An 18,227-nucleotide genomic window follows, 5' to 3' on the forward strand; every position below is an offset into this window, starting at 1 on the left:
GTCAGTCCCGGTTCAACCGGGGACCGGCGCCTCCTCGGCGCGGGGCACCGCGCGGTAGGGGGTCATCTCGGTGAGTCCCGGGAAGTAGGCGTGGAGGCTCACCGCGGGCTCCAGGGAGTCGTTGACCACCTCGTGGACGTACCCGGGGGAGAACACCCGCTGGCTTCCCGGCCGCAGCGAGCGGTCCCGCCGGGCCGCCCCCGCCCGGCCGCGCGAACGCTCCGTCAGCCGGCCCTCCAGGACGGTCAGCACGCCGCTCGACCGGCCGTGGTCGTGGGCTCCGCTGCCCTGCCCGGGAAGCCAGCTCAGCAGCCACACCTCGTACCCCTCGCCGACCTCGAGGCGGGAGTACCAGCGGGTGGTCGGGTCGTAGCGGACGAGCGGCCGCCAGCGCCCGCGGTCCTCGGCGATCCGGCGGGCGAGGGCGGCGAAGGCGCCGACCGTGGTGGGCCGCCGGACCGGCGGGGGAGCGAGGTGCGGCCAGGCGAGGGGGTCGCCGGCGATGCTCACATCGCTGAGGCCGTCGGCCCAGCGGGACGGGGAGGAGAGGTCGTCGAGCGAGCGGGAGGACGAGTGCACGTCAGGAGTTCCTTGTCGCGAGGTCGCGCGGGCCGTTCGAGGGTTTCGAAGGGGCGACCGGGATATGGCCGGGAGGCTTTCGGGGAGGAAAGGCGCGGGAAATCACCGGCAACAGGAACACAGCGCACTGGCGGCACGACGGAGCTCCAGGTGGAGCGTCCGGGTCGCGGTGTGCACTGACATGAGAAGTAGTCGACCTTGCCGCGCCCCCCGCTGTCAACTTCTCCCGGATGCGACCTGCGTCTCTCACCCGATGGTGTGAGGTCGGTGAGGGCGGGGTTTGCCCGCGCTCTCTCCGGGAACCTCCTCGCCCATCACCTCTGGGGCCGTTGTCTCCTCGTGATCTGGTCGTGATCGCTGCAACCGGGTTCGCCTCCGCGGGCGTCCCCTCCACCAGTACGTCAGTGCGACGGATGGGGCCGGATGGACGCGGAAGCGGTAGGAAGACGTTCCGGTTTGCCCCGTTTTGCACACTAATTGTGGCGGCTTGGTTCCAGGGGGTGAATCCGGGGCCCAATACCAGAGCGCGGCTTGACTGAGCCAGAGCACCACACCTGTAATTTCACACGTGTCGTTCCGCCGCAATGGATAACGGCCGCATCACGGGGACGCGAACGCGAGGGGCTAGGAGGCGCGCTGATGAGCGAGCTCTTTGAGCTGTTGATCGGTGATGAGATCGAAGAGGAGCTCGGCTGGCAGGAGCGCGCCCTGTGCGCCCAGACGGATCCGGAATCATTCTTTCCCGAAAAGGGCGGGTCCACTCGCGAGGCGAAGAAGGTCTGCCTGGCCTGCGAGGTCCGCGCGGAGTGTTTGGAATATGCCCTCGCCAATGACGAACGCTTCGGCATCTGGGGAGGACTCTCCGAGCGGGAACGCCGCCGGCTGAAGAAAAGCGCGGTCTGACCGGCGCCCGCACCCCGGCCCGCGGGGCCGGGGACGTGCGCGGGGAAGCGCGGCCATGGCCGGCGACGGCGACGGCGCCGCACCCGGCGACGGCTCGGGGGCCGAACCCCGAACGTCCGTCCCGGGTGCGGCGCCGTCGCCGTCGCCGGTGGTCCGGGTCGGAGCAAAACGCCCAAACCCGGCACACCGTCAGTTCTCGTCCCGCACGCCCGCGCTGACGCCGCCCACCCCCGCCGCCCGCCGCTCCACGCGTGCGGCACAACCCCCCGAACCACTTCTGTAGTGTGGGGCGCCGTCATACACCCCGGCCCCCTGCCGGGACCCGCCGCCACCGAACCGGGGCCCGCTTCGTCGATGTCCGCGTACTCCAGCTACTCCAGCAGCTACCCGGGCGCACCGGCCGCCGCGCAGCCCGCGCCCGCGTATCCACGCCACATGGTGACCGCCGTCATCGTGTCCCACGACGGCGCGCGCTGGCTGCCCCAGACCCTCGCCGGCCTCCTCGGCCAGGACCGGCCGGTCCAGCGGATCATCGCCGCCGACACGGGCTCCACCGATGACTCCCCGCGGCTCCTCGCCGAGGCGATCGGCAACGAGTCGGTCGCCCCGATGGCCCGCAGGTCCGGCTTCGGCACGGCCGTCAACGAAGTGGTACGCGGCAGCCGCCCGCTCGAACCCGCCGACCTGCCCTATCCGGTGGCCCCGGCGTACGACCCGTACGGCGGCGGTGCCGTCGCCGACCCCGCCGCCCGCGGCGGCCAGTTCGGCGACCCCCTCGGCCACCACGACGAGCTCGCCGCCGAGCAGGCGGCCGGCACCGGCGGCGCGACCGAGCCGGTGGAGTGGCTCTGGCTGCTGCACGACGACTGCGAGCCGCAGACCGACGCCCTGCGCCAGCTCCTCCGCACCGCCGACGCCACCCCGACCGCCGCCGTCGTCGGCCCCAAGCTCCGCAGCTGGTACGACCGCAGGCAGCTGCTCGAGGTCGGCGTCAGCATCGCCCGCAGCGGACGCCGCTGGACCGGACTGGACCGCCGCGAGCAGGACCAGGGCCAGCGCGACCAGGTCCGCCCGGTGCTCTCGGTCTCCTCGGCCGGGATGCTCATCCGCCGCGACGTCTTCGAGGAGATCGGCGGCTTCGACCCGGCGCTGCCCCTGATGCGCGACGACGTCGACCTCTGCTGGCGGGTCAGCGCCGCGGGGCACCGGGTGATCGTCGCCCCGGACGCCGTCCTCCGGCACGCCGAGGCGGCCTCCCGCGAGCGCCGGCCGATCGACGTCTGGTCCGCCCACCCGCACCGGGTGGACAAGGCCGGCGCGGTCTACACCCTGCTGGCCAACGCCCGCGGCCTGCTGCTGCCCTACGTCTTCCTGCGGATACTGCTGTCGACCCTGGTCCGCGTCGTCGGCTACACCCTCGGCAAGGTGCCGGGGCAGGCGCTGGACGAGCTGGCCGGGCTCGGCCACGTCATGGTCCGGCTGCCCAAGGTGCTGGGCGCCCGCGCCCGCCGGGCCAGGACCCGCGACCGGCACGGGGCCGTCGACGACCGCTCGCTCTTCCCGGCCCCCGGCGCCACCACCCGGATGACCGTCGAGCAGCTGGTCGGCGACCTCGCCGGACGCGGCAGCAACGAGGCCTTCGCCTCCCGGCACGGCGGCGGCGCCGTCGAGTCCGGTCCGGGCGACGACGACGCCGACTTCCTCGAGGTCGAGCAGTTCGCCCGGCTGCGCCGGATCGCCCGCAAGCCCGCCCCGGTGCTCTTCGCCGCGCTGCTGGTGATCGCCCTGTTCGCGTGCCGCGGGCTGATCGGCGGCGGCGTCCTCTCCGGCGGGGCCCTGCTGCCGGCCGGCGGCGGCGCCTCCGACCTCTGGTCCCGGTACGCCGACGCCTGGCACACGGTCGGCGGCGGCACCACCGCGGGCAGCCCTCCATACCTCGGCGTCCTCGCCGTCCTCGCGACCGTCCTGCTCGGCAAGGCCGACCTGGCGGTCACCCTCCTCCTCGTCCTCTCCGTGCCGCTGGCCGGGGTCTCCGCCTACCTGGTCACCCGGCCGCTGATCGACTCCCGGCTGGTCCGCGCCTGGGCCGCCACCGGCTACGCCTTCCTGCCGGCCGCCACCGGCGCGGTCGCCCAGGGCCGGCTCGGCACGGCGGTGCTCGCCGTCCTGCTGCCGCCGCTGGGCCGGGCCGCCGCGGTGGCCGTCGGACTCGGCATCAGGAACGAGACCGCCGCCCGCGGCGGACGGCCCGGCTGGCGCTCCGCCTGGGTCGCCGCGCTGCTGCTCAGCCTCGCCACCGCGTTCGTGCCGCTGGCCTGGTTCCTCGGGCTGGTCTTCGCGGCCGCCGTGCTGGCCCACGCGGTGGTCCGGGGCGGGGCGTTCGGCTCCGGTGGGCAGGCGCTGACCCGGCTCGGCCCGCGCTGCCTGGCCATCGTCGGCAGCCCGGTCCTGGTCCTCGCACCGTGGTCGCTCGGGGTGCTCTCGCACCCCGGCCGGCTCCTGCTGGAGGCCGGCACCGCCGGGGCGGTGGGGCAGCTCCCCACCTCCTTCGACCTGCTGACGCTGGATCCGGGCGGCCACGGGGCCGTGCCCGGCGCCCTGGCGCTCGGCGTGCTGCTGGCCGCGCTGGCCGCGCTGCTCCGCGCCGACCGGCGGCGGGCCGTGCTGGCCGCCTGGGGCGCGGCCGCGGTCGCGCTGATCGGCGGGGTGCTGGTGGCCGGGGTCCGGGTCGGCCCGGGCCCGGGGCAGACCGCCGTCAACGCCTGGTCGGGGCCGGCCATGCTGGTGGCCGGGATCGCGCTGCTGGCCGCCGCCGCGATCGGCGCGGACGGCGCCCGCGAGCGGGTCACCGGGATCGACTTCGGCTGGCGGCAGCCGGTCGCCGCGATCGTGCTCGCGATCGCCGTGCTCGGCCCGGTCTGCTCGGCCGGCTGGTGGCTGGTGCGCGGGGCGGCCTCGCCGCTGAGCCGGGGCAGCGCCGACCTCCTGCCGGCCTTCGTCGCGGAGGACGCCTCCAGCGTCGACCGGGTCCGCACCCTGGTGCTCAAGCCCTCCGCCGACGGGGCCTCCGTCGACTGGGCGCTGGACACCGGCGGCGGGCCGCAGCTGGGCGACGCCGAGATCGCCGACGCCACCGAGCCGGCCACCGGCCTGGACGCGGTCGTCGGCAGCCTCCTCTCCGGCTCCGGCGGCGACCCGGTCAGCCGGCTGGAGAGCTACGGCGTGCAGTATGTGATGGTCCGTCAGCCGCTGCCGTCCTCCTTCGCCTCGGCGCTGGACGGCACCCCCGGGCTCGACCGGCTCAACCAGGTCTCCGGCATCACCACCTGGCGGCTGGACGACACGGTCTCCAGGGCCGCCATCGAGCAGCCCGCGGGCTCCTCGGCCGCGTCCGCGTCCGCCCCGGCCTCCGCCACCTCGGCCTCGTCGACCTCCTCCTCGTCCACCGCGCCGGTCCCGGTGCCGGCCGGCGAGGTGGACGTCCGCGCCACCATCCCGTCCGGCCCGCAGGGCCGCGTGCTGCGGCTCGCGGACCGGGCCGACTCCGGCTGGCAGGCGACGCTGGACGGCCGTCCGCTCACCGCGACCACCGTCGACGGCTGGGCCCAGGGCTTCCGGCTCCCGGCCGACGGCGGCCGGCTGGTCGTCACCTACCAGACCGGGATCCTCCACAAGGTGTGGATCGCGGTGCAGGTGGTGCTCGGCGTCGTGCTGGTGATCCTCGCGCTGCCCGGGCGGCGCGACCGGATCGACGACGACCTGCCCGAGGGCGAGGCCGCGAGCGCCTTCGCGGACGTCCCCCCGGTGCCCGGCAGCCGCCGCGCCCGCCGCCTCGCCGCCGCGGCCGAGGGACCGGACGGGACCGCCGAGGCCGAACCCGGCGTCTACGCCGCCCCGGCCTACCAGCCGGGCGCCCCGGAACCGGCGGCCGCCGGAGCCCCGGACGACCCGTACGCCCCGGCCGGCGCGGACCCCGGCTACCCGGAGTACCCCGAGGAGGGCGCCGGCTACCCCCAGCCGCAGGCCTACCCGGACTACCCCGGCTACCCGGACTACCCGTCCGACCCGGCCGACCCCGCCGCGGCCCCCGCCGGCGCGCAGAACCCGCCCGCCTACGGCGGTTGGGACCCGTACAGCGTGCAGCAGCCGGGCACGCCCCCGTACGGCTTCCCGGCCCAGGGCCGCCCGGCGCACGACGATCCGGCGGGCTACGGCAGCCTGGCCCCGGACGACCCCTGGCTGAGCGACGAGAACGGCCAGGGCTACCAGGGCGACGACTACCGACGCGGCGACGGGAGCTGACACGGCATGGGAATCAACCGCACCACCCAGTCCCTGCTGGCCGCCCTCGTCCTCCTCGCGGCCGCCTTCGGCATCGCCGAGGCCGACCAGCCGACGGCGGTCTCCGCCTCGGGCCCGGGCGCGGGCGCCACACCGCTGCACGCCCAGGTGCAGACCAGCAGCCTGGTCTGCCCTCCCCCGCAGGGCACCTCCTCGGCGAGCACGCGATACGCCCTGACGGCGCCCGGTCCGGCCCCCGACGCCACGTCGAACGCCGCCGCCGGCAGCGAACCCGACTCCGCCGCCCTCACCCCGGTCGCGGCCGCCGGCGCCGGCGCCGGCAAGCCGCTGGCCACCCTCGGCAGTCCGGGCGGCCAGACCACCGCCAAGGCCGCGGCCGGCTCGGCCGCCGTCTCCGCCGACGGCAGCGGCCGGCTGGCCCCCGGCCTGACGGTCGAACAGACCACCACCAGCAGCCGGGCCCTGACCGGCACCGCCTGCACGGCTCCCGGCACCGACTTCTGGTTCGCCGGCACCAGCGCCGCCCAGGGCCGCGCCGACCGTCTTCTCCTCACCAACACCGAGAGCGTCGCCGCCTCGGTCTCCGTCCAGCTCTTCGGCCCGGACGGGGAGGCCGACAACACCACGGCCGCCGACCTCACCGTGCAGCCCGGCAGCACCCTGGACCAGTCGATCGGCAAGCTGGTCAACGGCGCGATCAACTCGACCGACCTGGCCGCCCACGTGATGGTGCACAGCGGCCGGGTCGCCGCCTCGCTCTACGCCGACGACGGCAGCAGCGGCGCCGACTGGATCCCCGCCACCCAGGCCGGCAGCACCGTCACCGTCCCCGGCCTCCCGGGCGACACCAAGGACGCCCGGCTGATCGTCGCCGATCCGGGGGAGGAGGACGCCGACCTCAAGGTCCAACTCGCCTCCCAGACCGGCTGGATCACCCCCGCCGGGCACGAGACCGTGCACGTCTCGGCGGGCAGCGCCACCGTCGTCGACCTCGGCGCCGTCACCCACGGCCAGCCGGCGACCCTCCGCCTCAGCCCGAGCGGCGCCTCCGGCGCGGTCCCCGTGGTCGCCGGCGTCCGCGTGGGCCGCGGCAGCGACGAGTCCTGGCTGGGCGGCAGCGCGGCGGTGGGCGCCAGGGCGACGGTCGCCGGCCTCCAGTCCGGAGCCACCCTGCTGCTGACCGCGTCCGGCCCGGCCGCGTCGGTGAAGCTGGACTTCTCCGGCGCGGGCGGCAAGACCGTCCAGATCCAGCCCGGCGCGACGACCGCCGTCCCGGTCCCCTCCGGCGCGACCGCGGCCACCCTCACCCCGAGCAGCCCCGCCGTCTACGCCGCCCGCCTGCAGACCGCCTCCGGCGGCCTCTTCACCCTCCAGCCCCTCCCGTACGACCGCAGCGCGGTGACCGTCCCCGCACCCACCCGAACCCGAAAACCCCCCAGGAGTAGCGCCCCGGCACCGCCCCGCCCCGACCGCAGCGCCGAAGGCGCAAGTAAGGGGCGCGGGGCTCGGTCATCCGCGGCTCCGCCGCGCGGGCGCGCCCAGCGACACCGCCCCGACCGCAGCGCCGAAGGCGCAAGTTAGGGGCGCGGGGAACTGCGCGACCAGCCCCCTACGGCGCCGCACCCGGCATCGACGCCCCCTGCCGCCCCCGGTAGCCGCCGAAGCCCAGGCCAGGGGGCCCGGGGGCCTCCCCCCGGTTTCGGGAAGGGGCGGGTCCGGGGCACAGCACAGCCCGCCGCAGGCGAAACCCCCCGCCCCGCGCCCCTACTCCCCGTACCGCGGATCCACGTCCTCGGGATCCTTCCCCAACAGCTCGGCCACCTGCTCCACCACCACGTCATGCACCAGCGCGGCCCGCTCCTCCCGCCCCCGCGCCCGGATCTCCACCGGCCGCCGGTACACCACGATCCGCACCGGCTCCCCCCGCCGAGCCGGCACCGTCCGGGCCAGCGGCACCTCGTCCGGCTCCTCCTCCGCGCCCCAGCCCCCCAGCGCCCGGGCCAGCAGCTCCTCCTCGGACTCCGCGGCCCGCCCGCCCGCGGCCCCGCCCTCGGCCCCGCCGGCGGAGTCGGCCTCCTCCGGAGTCGGCACCTCCTGCACCGCGAACTCGACGTCCGCCAGCTCCGGCCACATCCGCTCCAGCCGCTCGACGGACTCCCGGACGTAGTCGTCGAAGAGCTCGGAGCGGGTCAGCGCGATCGGGATCTGGGGAGGCGCCAGCGGCCCGCGCAGCCCGCGTCCGTGCCGGTCCCGCCGCCTTCGCCTCTGCACACCGTCCATCACCACCCGAGCTTAATGGCCGAACCCCGGCTGATTCCCGACCGCGGAGGCGACACGTGGCCGCGAGGTGGGGGAGAGTCGTCGCGGGCCGGTCAGGAGTGCGGTACCGTCCATCGTCGTGAGCCCTGTACGTCGTTGTTCGCGGACCGCGTGCGGCCGACCCGCCGTGGCGACGCTGACGTACGTCTACGCCGACTCGACGGCCGTCCTGGGCCCGCTCGCGACCTATGCCGAGCCGCACTGCTACGACCTCTGCGCCGAGCACTCCGAGCGCCTCACCGCCCCCCGCGGCTGGGAGGTCGTCCGCCTCGCCGTGGACGCCGGTCCGCCCCGCCCCAGCAGCGACGACCTGGAGGCGCTGGCCAACGCGGTGCGCGAGGCCGCCCGCCCGCACGACCGCTACGCCGCCGGCTCCCCCGGCGACCGCCGCGACCAGGCGGCGGCCGCCGGCCGCGGCCAGGACCCGCGCCGCCGCGACGGCGGGACGCCCGCCGACCCCGCCGAGGTCGGCCGCCGAGGACACCTCCGCGTCCTCCCCTCGCCGGACGCCTGACACCCGATCCCGGGCGCCCGGCGTCATGCCGGGGCGATAACCTCTGCCCACGACCACCCCGACAACGGAGCAGACGTGGCAGACCTCAGCCAGCTCGTGAAGGCGTACGACATCCGCGGTGTCGTCCCGGACCAGTGGGACGCGGACCTCGCGCGCGCCTTCGGCGCGGCCTTCGTCGAGGTCACCGGCGCGACCTCGATCGTCGTCGGCCACGACATGCGGCCGTCCTCGCCGGGCCTCTCCGGCGCCTTCGCCGAGGGCGCCGCCGGCTACGGCGCGGACGTCGTGCTGATCGGCCTCTGCTCCACCGACCAGCTCTACTTCGCCAGCGGGAAGCTGGACCTGCCGGGCGCGATGTTCACCGCGAGCCACAACCCGGCGCGCTACAACGGCATCAAGCTCTGCCGCTCCGGCGCCCGCCCGGTCGGCCAGGAGACCGGCCTGGCCGAGATCCGCGCCCTGGTCGAGTCCTGGACGGTGACCGACCCCGGCACCGGCGCCCGCACCGTCGCCTTCCCGGCCCGGCCCGGCGCCGAGCCCGGCGCGGTCACCGGCCAGGACCTCCTCCAGGCCTACGCCGACCATCTGCGCTCGCTGGTGGACCTCTCCGCGAGCCGCCCGCTCAAGGTCGTCGTCGACGCGGGCAACGGCATGGCGGGGCACACCGTCCCGACCGTCCTCGCCGGCCTGCCCCTGGACATCGACCCGCTCTACTTCGAGCTGGACGGGACCTTCCCCAACCACGAGGCCAACCCGCTGGATCCGGCCAACCTGGTCGATCTCCAGCACCGGGTCCGGGAGACCGGCGCCGACATCGGCCTCGCCTTCGACGGCGACGCCGACCGCTGCTTCGTGGTGGACGAGCGCGGCGAGCCGGTCTCCCCGTCGGCCGTCACCGCCCTGGTCGCGGTGCGCGAGCTGGAGCGCGCCAAGGCCGCCGGCGAGACCGGCCTGACGGTGATCCACAACCTGATCACCTCGCGCACCGTCCCGGACGTGGTCCGCGCCCAGGGGGCCACCCCGGTCCGCACCCGGGTCGGCCACTCGTACATCAAGCAGGAGATGGCCCGCACCGGCGCGATCTTCGGCGGCGAGCACTCCGCGCACTACTACTTCCGCGACTTCTGGCGGGCCGACACCGGGATGCTGGCCGCCCTCCACGTGCTCGCCGAGCTCGGCGCGCAGCCGAAGCCGCTCTCCGCCCTGGTCGCCGAGTACGACCGGTACCCCGCCTCCGGCGAGATCAACTCCACCGTCGCCGACCAGGCGGAGCGCACCGCCGCCGTGCGGGCCGCCTTCGCCGGCCGCCCCGGCGCCTCGGTGGACGAGCTGGACGGGCTGACCGTCTCCACCGCCAGCTGGTGGTTCAACCTCCGCCCGTCCAACACCGAGCCGCTGCTCCGGCTGAACGTCGAGGCGGACGACGAGGAGACGATGGCCCGGATCCGGGACGAGGTCCTCGGCCTGGTCCGCGCCTGAGGGCGGGCCGTTGGCGGCGCCGGGTAGTCTGGCCCCGCAAGACGACGGCCGGCCGGCCGACCCAGGCTGCAGACGTGGAGCGCATGCGATGACGACGATCGACCCGACCCTGCTGGAGATCTTCGCCTGCCCCGAGTGCCGTTCCCCGCTCCGCGAGGAGGCCGCCGGGTCCGCCGACTCCGGTGACTCGGCCGGCTCGGCCGGGTCCGTCGACGCCGTCGAGCTGGTCTGCACCTCGTCCGCCTGCGGACTGGCCTACCCGGTGCGGGACGGCATCCCGGTGCTGCTGGTCGACGAGGCCCGCCGCCCCGCCTGACCGGCCCCGCACCCGCCGGACCGCCACCGCCGCCCCCCGGAGAGACCGACCGAGAGCACGCATGATCGACGAGGCGCTGATCGACGACCCGGAGGCCCTTCGGCTCGCGGACGACCGCGGCGATCTCCGAATGCTCGCCTCCGCCGGGGCCCGGGTCCGCACCGCCGCCCGGCTCGCCGAGGAGGCGGGCCTGGCGGACCTCCGCCCGGAGGGCAGGCCGCGGGCCGTCTTCATCGCCGGACAGGGCCAGGCGGCGCTGGCCGCGGACACCCTGGCGGCCCTCGGCGGCTACGCGGGGCCGGTCCTGACGCTCCGTCCGACCGCCGAGTCCGACCCGGAGGACGGCGCCGCCGCCGGCTCCGCCGAGTGGGCGCTGCCCGGCTGGGCCGGAGCGCTAGACCTGGTCCTCGCCCTCACCCCGGACGGCAGCGAGCCCGGCCTGACGGCCCTCGCCGCCCAGGCGTACACCCGCAACTGCACCTTCGTCTCGGTCGCGCCGCCCGGCAGCCCGCTCGCCGAGGCCACCGTCCAGGCCCGCGGTCTGCCGCTGCCGTTCCGCCCCGGCGCCGCCGGCACCGCGGAGGGCGACGCGGGCTCCGAGGGCGCCCTGAGCCCGGCCGGCCGCTCCGGTGGCGAGTTCTGGCCGCTGCTGGTGCCCGCGCTGGCGCTCGCCGACCGGATCGGCGTCCTCTCCTGCCCGGCCGAGCAGCTCTCCGCCGTCGCCGAGGCCCTGGACGAGGCGGCCATCCTCTGCCGCCCGGACGCCGCCGCCTTCCTCAACCCGGCCAAGACCCTCGCCGTCGAGCTCGACGGCACCCTCCCGCTGCTGTGGAGCGAGGGACCGCTGGCCGCCGCCGCGGCCGACCGGTTCGCCGCCGCGCTCGCCGCGCAGGCCGGCCGCCCGGCCCTGACCGGGGGCCTCCCCGAGGCCTTCGCCACCCACCTCGGCCTGCTGCTCCCCGCCGAGGAGGCGGACGTCGAGGACTTCTTCCGCGACCGGGTCGCCGAGCCCGAGCCGGGAGCCGGGGCCCGCCCCCAACTCGTCCTGCTGCGTACCGAGATGGAGCCCAGCCGGGTCACCGCGCACGCCCTCCGGCTCGCCGAGGAGCACGCGGTCCCCGTCCAGCAGCTCGCGACGACCCGGGCGGACCCGCTGCCGGCCTTCGCCGAACTCGTCGCCACCGCAGACTTCGCCGCCGCGTACACCAGGCTCGCGAGCGCGCACTGAGACCCCCTGCACGAGACGCGGGACGTGAGACGCTCGCGCCGCCGCCCGCTTAGGAGATCGAGACGCCGTGGACCGAATGACCAACACCGTTCGCCCCTACGCCTGGGGGTCCCGAACGGCCATCCCCGAGCTGCTCGGCGCCGAGCCCACCGGCGAGCCCCAGGCGGAGCTGTGGATGGGCGCCCACCCCGGCGCCCCGTCCCGCCTGGACCGGGCCGGGGCCGCGCTGGACGCGGCGATCGCCGCCGATCCCGGGGCCGAGCTCGGCGTGGAGACCGTCGCCCGCTTCGGTCCCCGGCTGCCCTTCCTCCTCAAGCTGCTGGCCGCGGCCCAGCCGCTCTCCCTCCAGGTCCACCCGGACCTGGAGCAGGCCAAGGCCGGCTTCGCCGACGAGGAGCGCCGGGGCGTCCCGATCGACGCCCCGCACCGCAACTACAAGGACGCCAACCACAAGCCGGAGATGCTGGTCGCCCTCGGCGACTTCGACGGCCTCTGCGGATTCCGCCGGGCCGCCGAGGCCGCGGAGCTGCTGGACGGGCTCGGCGTCCCCGAACTCGCCCCCTACGTCGAGACGCTGCGCGCCAAGCCGGAGCCGGAGGCCCTGCGCGAGGTGCTGACGGCGGTCCTCGACGCGGGCCCCGGCCAGCTGCCGGTGGACGCGGTCGCCGCCGCCCTGCCGACCGCCCCCGCGCTGTCCCCGCACGCCCGCGCCGCCTACACCGCCGTCGCCGAGAACTACCCCGGCGACCCGGGCGTCATCGCCGCCCTCCTCCTCAACCACGTCCGGCTCTCCGCCGGGGAGGCCCTCTACCTCGGCGCCGGCGTCCCGCACGCGTATCTGAGCGGCCTCGGCGTGGAGATCATGGCCAACTCGGACAACGTGCTGCGCTGCGGGCTCACCCCCAAGCACGTGGACGTCCCGGAGCTGCTGCGGATCGTCCGCTTCGAGGGCACCGACCCCACGGTCGTCCGCCCCGTGCCGACCGCGGTCCCCGGCGAGCTGCTGTACCCGGCGCCGGTGCCGGACTTCCGCCTCTCCCGCCTGACCCGCCCCGAGGGCGGCCCGGGGGAGCCGGCCGTCCTGGACGCCGGAGCCCCCCAGATCCTCCTCTGCACGGCGGGTTCCGCCGAGCTCAGCGAGACTGACGGGGACGAAGGGATCCGCCTCGTCGCAGGTGAGTCCGCGTACCTCCGGGCGGCGGGCCCCCGCACCCGGGTGGCCGTGGCCCCCGGCGGCACGGTCTTCCGGGCAACCGTCAACCTCTCCGAGGGGAGCACCGAATGAGCGCCGAGGGCGGCACCAAGGCCGTGGTCGCGGCCCTGACCTCGAACCTCGTCATCGCCGTGAGCAAGTTCGTCGCCTTCGCCTTCACCGGCTCCTCCTCGATGCTCGCCGAGGGCGTGCACTCGATCGCGGACTCGGGGAACCAGGTACTCCTCCTGATCGGCGGCAAGCGGGCGCAGCGCGAGGCCGACGAGGAGCACCCGTTCGGCTACGGCCGCGAGCGGTACGTCTACGGCTTCCTGGTCGCCGTCGTCCTCTTCGCGGTCGGCGGCTGCTTCGCCGTCTACGAGGGCGTGCAGAAGATACGCCACCCGCACCCGCTGGAGTCCTGGTACTGGGCGGTCGGGGTGCTGCTCTTCGCGATCGTCATGGAGGGCTACTCCTTCCTCACCGCGATGCGGGAGACCAACGCGGTCCGCGGGAAGCAGGGCTGGTTCCAGTTCATCCGCCGGGCCAAGGCCCCGGAGCTTCCGGTGGTCCTCCTGGAGGACAGCGGAGCCCTGGTCGGCCTGGTCCTCGCCCTCCTCGGCGTGGTGCTGACGATCGCCACCGGCAGCAGCGTCTGGGACGGCGTCGGCACCCTGTGCATCGGCCTCCTGCTGGTGGCGATCGCCATCGTGCTGGCCCTGGAGACCAAGTCCCTCCTCCTCGGCGAGTCCGCCGACAAGGGCACGGTCGCCCGCATCCGCGCGGCCCTCACCGACGGGGAGACCGTCACCGGCGTCATCCACATGCGCACCCTCCACCTGGGCCCCGAAGAGCTCCTGGTCGCCGCGAAGATCGCGGTGGCCCACGACGACACCGCCGAGGAGATCGCCCGGGCCATCGACAAGGCCGAGGCGAGGGTCCGCGCGGACGTCCCCATCGCCCGCGTCATCTACCTGGAGCCGGACATCTACCAGGCGGCCAAGGCCAGGACGAGCACCGGAGACTAGGCCCGCCGCCAGGGCCGGCCTTGCAGAGGCGCAGCGGAACTGCGCGACCGGCGCCCCACTCCGCCGTTTCGTTGCCGCGGGCGGCAGAGCGGGGCTGCTGGGCGGGTCCGGGGCGGCAGCCGGGGATCGGGAAGGGGTGGAGGCTGGGGGCAGGAGAGGAGCTCAGCCCCCCAGCACCAGCCGCTCCAGCGCCGCGCGCGCCCTCGCATCGGACTCCGCCCGAGCCGCCACCTCCTCGGCCAGCAGCAGCACCCACTCGTCCAGCGCCACCGGCTTACGGGACAGCACGACCCCCCGCACCACCGTGCACACCTCGCTCTCCGGCCGGCCGCCCCCCACCAGCGAAAGCGTCAACCGCCGCTCGCCGAGCGAGACCTCCAGCCGTTCGACCCGCCCGGGCCGCCCGGACAGCCGATCCCGCGCCGACCGCTTCCGCTCCAGCGCCACCGACCCGGCCGGCAGCGCCTCCGCCAGCGACCCGGTCAGCACCTGGGCGTACACCTCCAGATCAGTGGCGTCCCGCCGCAACGCGGCGGCCACCACCTCGATGGAACGACCGGAATCCCCCGGCCCCGGCTCAACCACGTCCGACATCAGCGCTCCGACTCACCCGTCAAGGCTCAACACCATGGTCGGCCGCTCGATCTCGTGATCCTCCCGCAGCGGCCGCACCGCCGTCCCCACGGCGAAGAACTCCGTGGTATGCCCGCCCCAGCGATGGTTGTGCGCGTTCAACTGCACGCCCACGATCCCCTCCGCGCCCAGCTCCTCGGCCTCCGCCTGCATCCGGGCCATCGCCAACTCCCGCGCGTCGTACAGCGCCTGGGTGAACTGCTCGATCTCGACGTTCCGCCCGAAGTTGGAGAACACGGCACCCATCCGCTGGTGGGCGATGTGGTACACACACGTCCCCATCGTCATCCCCAGCGGCGCGTACCCCGCCCGGATCAGCGTCCAGAAGTCCTGGCCGCTCAGGTCGGAGGTGAACGGCAGCCCCTTGTTGTTCCGCCACGACCCCCCGTGCGGCGCCGGGTTGGACGGCTCCGCCTTGACCGCCGTGCCGATCGCGATGAACTCCGCGATGTCCGAACCGAACTCCCGTGCCTCGACGGTCAGCCGGACGCCCACGATGCCGTCCGCGCCCAGCTGCGCGGCCTCGGCCTCCATCCGCGTCATCGCCAACTCGCGGGCGTGGTACATCGCCTGGCTGAGGGTGTCCAGCTCCTGGTTCTTGCCCCACCGGCCCAGCTGGATCCCCACGTGATAGATCGAGGAACCCAGCACGAGCCCGATCGGCCGGAACCCGGCCTCCCGCACCAGCAGGAACTCGTTCACCGACAGATCGCTGGTGAAGATCGACCCCGGCTTGCCCGGCTCCAGGTCCGCCAGCCGCCGCATCGCGTCGGCCGGCACCCCCTGCGCCGTCGGATCCAGCCCGCTCATCCCGCCACTCCCACTCGCACTCCCAGTCCCGAACCCGTCTCCGGCCCCAGCCCGGCGCTCATCCCTGATCCCCCAGGTCCCGCAGCTCATCCGCCAGTTCCCCGACCCGCTGGCGGTCGGCATAGGGGCTGCTCGCCGCCGCCGCGAGCCGCTGCCGCAGCCGGTCGCCCCGGTTGCCCAGGGGCAGCACCGACAGGGTCTGCGGCGCCGGGGCCGATGTGCGGAACCGGGCGATGTCCGTCCCCACCATGGTCACCTCGGCGATCGCGTCCTCCTGCTCCGAGCCGCCGGAGCGGAAGCAGGGCTCGTGCCACGTCCGCAGGTTCCCATTGGCCAGCACGATGCCGTCGCCGCCGCGCCGGGCCGCCTGCCGGTGGATGTGCTCCCGGGCGTCCGCCCGGACCGCCTGCACCAGCTCGGTCCAGCCGCCCACCTCGACGTTCCGCCAGGACGAGGTCTGCGTCCTGGTCGCCAGATCGTCGTGTCGCACCGCCACCGACATCCCGACCAGCAGCTCCACCGGAATCCAGCCACCCGCCACCAGCTTGGCGAAGCCCTGCCCGTCCAGATGGCAGGTGAACGGCCGGCGCGGCCGCACCTCCCCGCGGGCCCGCACCGCCGTGCCGATCACCTTGAACTCCAGGCAGTCGTGCCGCGCCGCGAACGGTGCCACCGTCAGCTCGGCGGAGACCACGCCGTCCCCGCCCAGCGCCTCGCACTCCTCGACCATCCGCCCCAGAGCGGTCCTGCGGGCCCGGTCCACCACGTCCACCAGCCCGGCCGAGGGCGCCCCCGCGCCGGAGACCGCCACCTGGGCGGGCATGTTGGCGAAGAGGAACCCGGACCCGGCGTACAGGCAGTCGTGATATCCCCAGTACCGCCCGCTGCGCCCGATGTAGTAGACCGCCGAGCCCATCACCTGGCCCACCGGTTCGAAGCCCACCGAGCGGATCGCGGCGAAGGCCGAGGTGGAGAGCGCGGAGGACCACGTCCCGCTGCTCGCCGCCTCCGCGGTACGCGCCGCCGCCGCCGGCGGCAGCCCGCTTCCGCTCCAGGCCGCACCGCCCCCGTCGTCGCCAGGCCCCACTGCCATCGCCGCCACACTCCCGTCAGAAGCGGCCACTCGCCGTACGGGAACCCTAGGCCTACTTCCTTCCGGGGGACAGCACCGCCCTCCCGGGTCAGCGGTGTAGATTCGATCCGAGAGCCAGACGTCGCTGCTGATGGCGGTCGGCCGGTCGACCAGGACCGGCCGAGGGAGAGAGGACCTCCGACGGACTGAGCTGGAGCGAAGTGATAGACCGGTCGTGTCCGCACACCGGTCTGACGGTGCGTCATATGGCCCGCGCCGTGGGTACGGCCGCCATGGCCACCCCTGTCTCCAGCCCTGAGCCGAGACCGCACGATTCGCAGCCGCGAGGAGTACGAATGGCTTCCGCCACCCTCAGCAAGGGCGACTTCAAGGTCGCCGACCTCTCCCTGGCCGACTTCGGCCGCAAGGAGATCCGCCTGGCCGAGCACGAGATGCCCGGCCTGATGGCGATCCGCAAGGAGTTCGCCGAGAGCAAGCCGCTCGCCGGCGCCCGCATCACCGGCTCCCTCCACATGACCGTGCAGACCGCGGTGCTCATCGAGACGCTGACCGCGCTGGGCGCCGACGTCCGCTGGTGCTCCTGCAACATCTTCTCCACCCAGGACCACGCCGCCGCCGCGATCGTGGTGGGCCCGAACGGCACCCCCGAGGACCCCGAGGGCGTCCCGGTCTTCGCCTGGAAGGGCGAGAGCCTGGACGAGTACTGGTGGTGCACCGAGCAGGCGCTCACCTGGCCCGGCCAGCCCGGCCCGAACATGATCCTGGACGACGGCGGCGACGCGACGCTGCTGGTCCACAAGGGCGTCGAGTACGAGAAGGCCGGCAAGGCCCCCGACCCGTCCACCGCGGAGAGCGAGGAGTTCGAGGTCGTCCTCAAGCTCCTCAACCGCACTCTGGCCGAGACCCCCAAGAAGTGGACCGAGGCGGCCGCCGAGATCAAGGGCGTCACCGAGGAGACCACCACCGGCGTCCACCGCCTGTACGAGATGCACCGGGACGGGCAGCTGCTCTTCCCGGCCATCAACGTCAACGACTCGGTGACCAAGTCGAAGTTCGACAACAAGTACGGCTGCCGGCACTCGCTGGTGGACGGCATCAACCGCGCCACCGACGTCCTGATCGGCGGCAAGGTCGCGGTCGTCTGCGGCTACGGGGACGTCGGCAAGGGCTGCGCCGAGTCGCTCCGCGGCCAGGGCGCCCGGGTCATCGTCACCGAGGTCGACCCGATCTGCGCCCTCCAGGCCGCCATGGACGGATACCAGGTCGCCACCCTGGAGGATGTCGTCGGCATCGCCGACATCTTCGTCACCTGCACCGGCAACCGCGACATCATCATGGCGCGGCACATGGAGCAGATGAAGCACCAGGCGATCGTCGGCAACATCGGCCACTTCGACAACGAGATCGACATGGCCGGCCTGGCGAAGCTGCCCGGCATCGAGAAGACCGAGATCAAGCCGCAGGTCCACGAGTGGCGCTTCGCGGACGGGCACACCATCATCGTGCTCTCCGAGGGCCGCCTGCTGAACCTGGGCAACGCGACCGGTCACCCGTCGTTCGTGATGTCCAACTCCTTCGCGAACCAGACCATCGCGCAGATCGAGCTCTTCACCAAGCCGGAGGAGTACCCGGTCGGCGTCTACGTCCTGCCGAAGCACCTGGACGAGAAGGTCGCCCGCCTCCACCTCGACGCCCTCGGCGTCAAGCTCACCACCCTCACCCCCGGCCAGGCGTCCTACATCGGCGTCCAGGTCGAGGGCCCGTACAAGCCGGACACCTACCGGTACTGACAACGGCTCCGGCGCCGGCCGGACCGACTGCCGGACCGCCG

At 74.7% G+C, this 18,227-nt stretch carries 15 protein-coding genes; 10 read left to right on the forward strand and 5 right to left on the reverse strand.

What is annotated here, in order from left to right; all coding sequences use genetic code 11:
- Positions 1-12 precede the first annotated feature (12 nt).
- Positions 13-510: a cysteine dioxygenase gene (locus tag BS73_RS24010; RefSeq protein ID WP_037580839.1), complete on the reverse strand. Its 498-nt coding sequence runs from the start codon at positions 508-510 to the stop codon at positions 13-15.
- Between the two features lie 708 nt (positions 511-1,218).
- Between BS73_RS24010 and BS73_RS24015 the strand changes: the two genes are divergently transcribed.
- The 3 genes from BS73_RS24015 (at position 1,219) to BS73_RS24025 (ending at position 7,365) form a co-directional block, all read left to right on the forward strand.
- Complete coding sequence (locus BS73_RS24015) at positions 1,219-1,482, forward strand: WhiB family transcriptional regulator (RefSeq protein WP_037575774.1); 264 nt, start codon at positions 1,219-1,221, stop codon at positions 1,480-1,482.
- Positions 1,483-1,836: 354 nt separating this feature from the next.
- The gene (locus BS73_RS24020) at positions 1,837-5,784 is read left to right on the forward strand and encodes a glycosyltransferase family 2 protein (protein WP_084704311.1); all 3,948 of its coding nucleotides are present in this window, start codon (positions 1,837-1,839) and stop codon (positions 5,782-5,784) included.
- Between the two features lie 6 nt (positions 5,785-5,790).
- Positions 5,791-7,365 (forward strand): DUF5719 family protein, encoded by a 1,575-nt coding sequence (locus BS73_RS24025; RefSeq protein ID WP_051940396.1) that lies wholly within the window; start codon positions 5,791-5,793, stop codon positions 7,363-7,365.
- A gap of 183 nt (positions 7,366-7,548) precedes the next feature.
- Here the strand turns inward: BS73_RS24025 and BS73_RS24030 are convergent, their stop codons facing one another.
- Complete coding sequence (locus BS73_RS24030) at positions 7,549-8,064, reverse strand: metallopeptidase family protein (protein WP_037580842.1); 516 nt, start codon at positions 8,062-8,064, stop codon at positions 7,549-7,551.
- Between the two features lie 67 nt (positions 8,065-8,131).
- Here BS73_RS24030 and BS73_RS24035 point away from each other — a divergent pair, with 67 nt between their 5' ends.
- The 6 genes from BS73_RS24035 (at position 8,132) to BS73_RS24060 (ending at position 13,860) form a co-directional block, all read left to right on the forward strand.
- Positions 8,132-8,617: a DUF3499 domain-containing protein gene (locus tag BS73_RS24035; RefSeq protein ID WP_084704312.1), complete on the forward strand. Its 486-nt coding sequence runs from the start codon at positions 8,132-8,134 to the stop codon at positions 8,615-8,617.
- Positions 8,618-8,692: 75 nt separating this feature from the next.
- Positions 8,693-10,096 (forward strand): phosphomannomutase/phosphoglucomutase, encoded by a 1,404-nt coding sequence (locus tag BS73_RS24040; protein WP_037575791.1) that lies wholly within the window; start codon positions 8,693-8,695, stop codon positions 10,094-10,096.
- Between the two features lie 88 nt (positions 10,097-10,184).
- On the forward strand, positions 10,185-10,412 hold the full coding sequence (locus tag BS73_RS24045) for a Trm112 family protein (RefSeq protein ID WP_037575793.1): 228 nt from the start codon (positions 10,185-10,187) through the stop codon (positions 10,410-10,412).
- Positions 10,413-10,473: 61 nt separating this feature from the next.
- Positions 10,474-11,640: an SIS domain-containing protein gene (locus BS73_RS24050; protein WP_037575794.1), complete on the forward strand. Its 1,167-nt coding sequence runs from the start codon at positions 10,474-10,476 to the stop codon at positions 11,638-11,640.
- Between the two features lie 67 nt (positions 11,641-11,707).
- Positions 11,708-12,925, forward strand: coding sequence for a mannose-6-phosphate isomerase, class I (gene manA / locus BS73_RS24055; RefSeq protein ID WP_037575796.1), 1,218 nt, complete (start codon positions 11,708-11,710; stop codon positions 12,923-12,925).
- Positions 12,922-13,860: a cation diffusion facilitator family transporter gene (locus BS73_RS24060; protein WP_037575798.1), complete on the forward strand. Its 939-nt coding sequence runs from the start codon at positions 12,922-12,924 to the stop codon at positions 13,858-13,860. The genes manA and BS73_RS24060 overlap by 4 nt, the downstream gene beginning before the upstream one ends.
- A 162-nt stretch (positions 13,861-14,022) precedes the next feature.
- Here the strand turns inward: BS73_RS24060 and BS73_RS38340 are convergent, their stop codons facing one another.
- The 3 genes from BS73_RS38340 to BS73_RS24075 are packed head-to-tail and all read right to left on the reverse strand — an operon-like array spanning position 14,023 to position 16,396.
- On the reverse strand, positions 14,023-14,454 hold the full coding sequence (locus BS73_RS38340; RefSeq protein ID WP_051940398.1) for a hypothetical protein: 432 nt from the start codon (positions 14,452-14,454) through the stop codon (positions 14,023-14,025).
- Positions 14,455-14,466: 12 nt separating this feature from the next.
- Positions 14,467-15,303, reverse strand: a complete 837-nt coding sequence (locus BS73_RS24070) for a heavy metal-binding domain-containing protein (protein WP_200886726.1) — start codon at positions 15,301-15,303, stop codon at positions 14,467-14,469.
- A 58-nt stretch (positions 15,304-15,361) separates the two neighbouring features.
- On the reverse strand, positions 15,362-16,396 hold the full coding sequence (locus BS73_RS24075; protein ID WP_084704313.1) for a heavy metal-binding domain-containing protein: 1,035 nt from the start codon (positions 16,394-16,396) through the stop codon (positions 15,362-15,364).
- Between the two features lie 335 nt (positions 16,397-16,731).
- Here BS73_RS24075 and ahcY point away from each other — a divergent pair, with 335 nt between their 5' ends.
- The gene (gene ahcY / locus BS73_RS24080) at positions 16,732-18,186 is read left to right on the forward strand and encodes an adenosylhomocysteinase (RefSeq protein ID WP_037575816.1); all 1,455 of its coding nucleotides are present in this window, start codon (positions 16,732-16,734) and stop codon (positions 18,184-18,186) included.
- Positions 18,187-18,227 lie beyond the last annotated feature (41 nt).

The organism is Phaeacidiphilus oryzae TH49, assembly GCF_000744815.1.
GTDB classification, from domain to species: Bacteria; Actinomycetota; Actinomycetes; order Streptomycetales; family Streptomycetaceae; genus Phaeacidiphilus; species Phaeacidiphilus oryzae.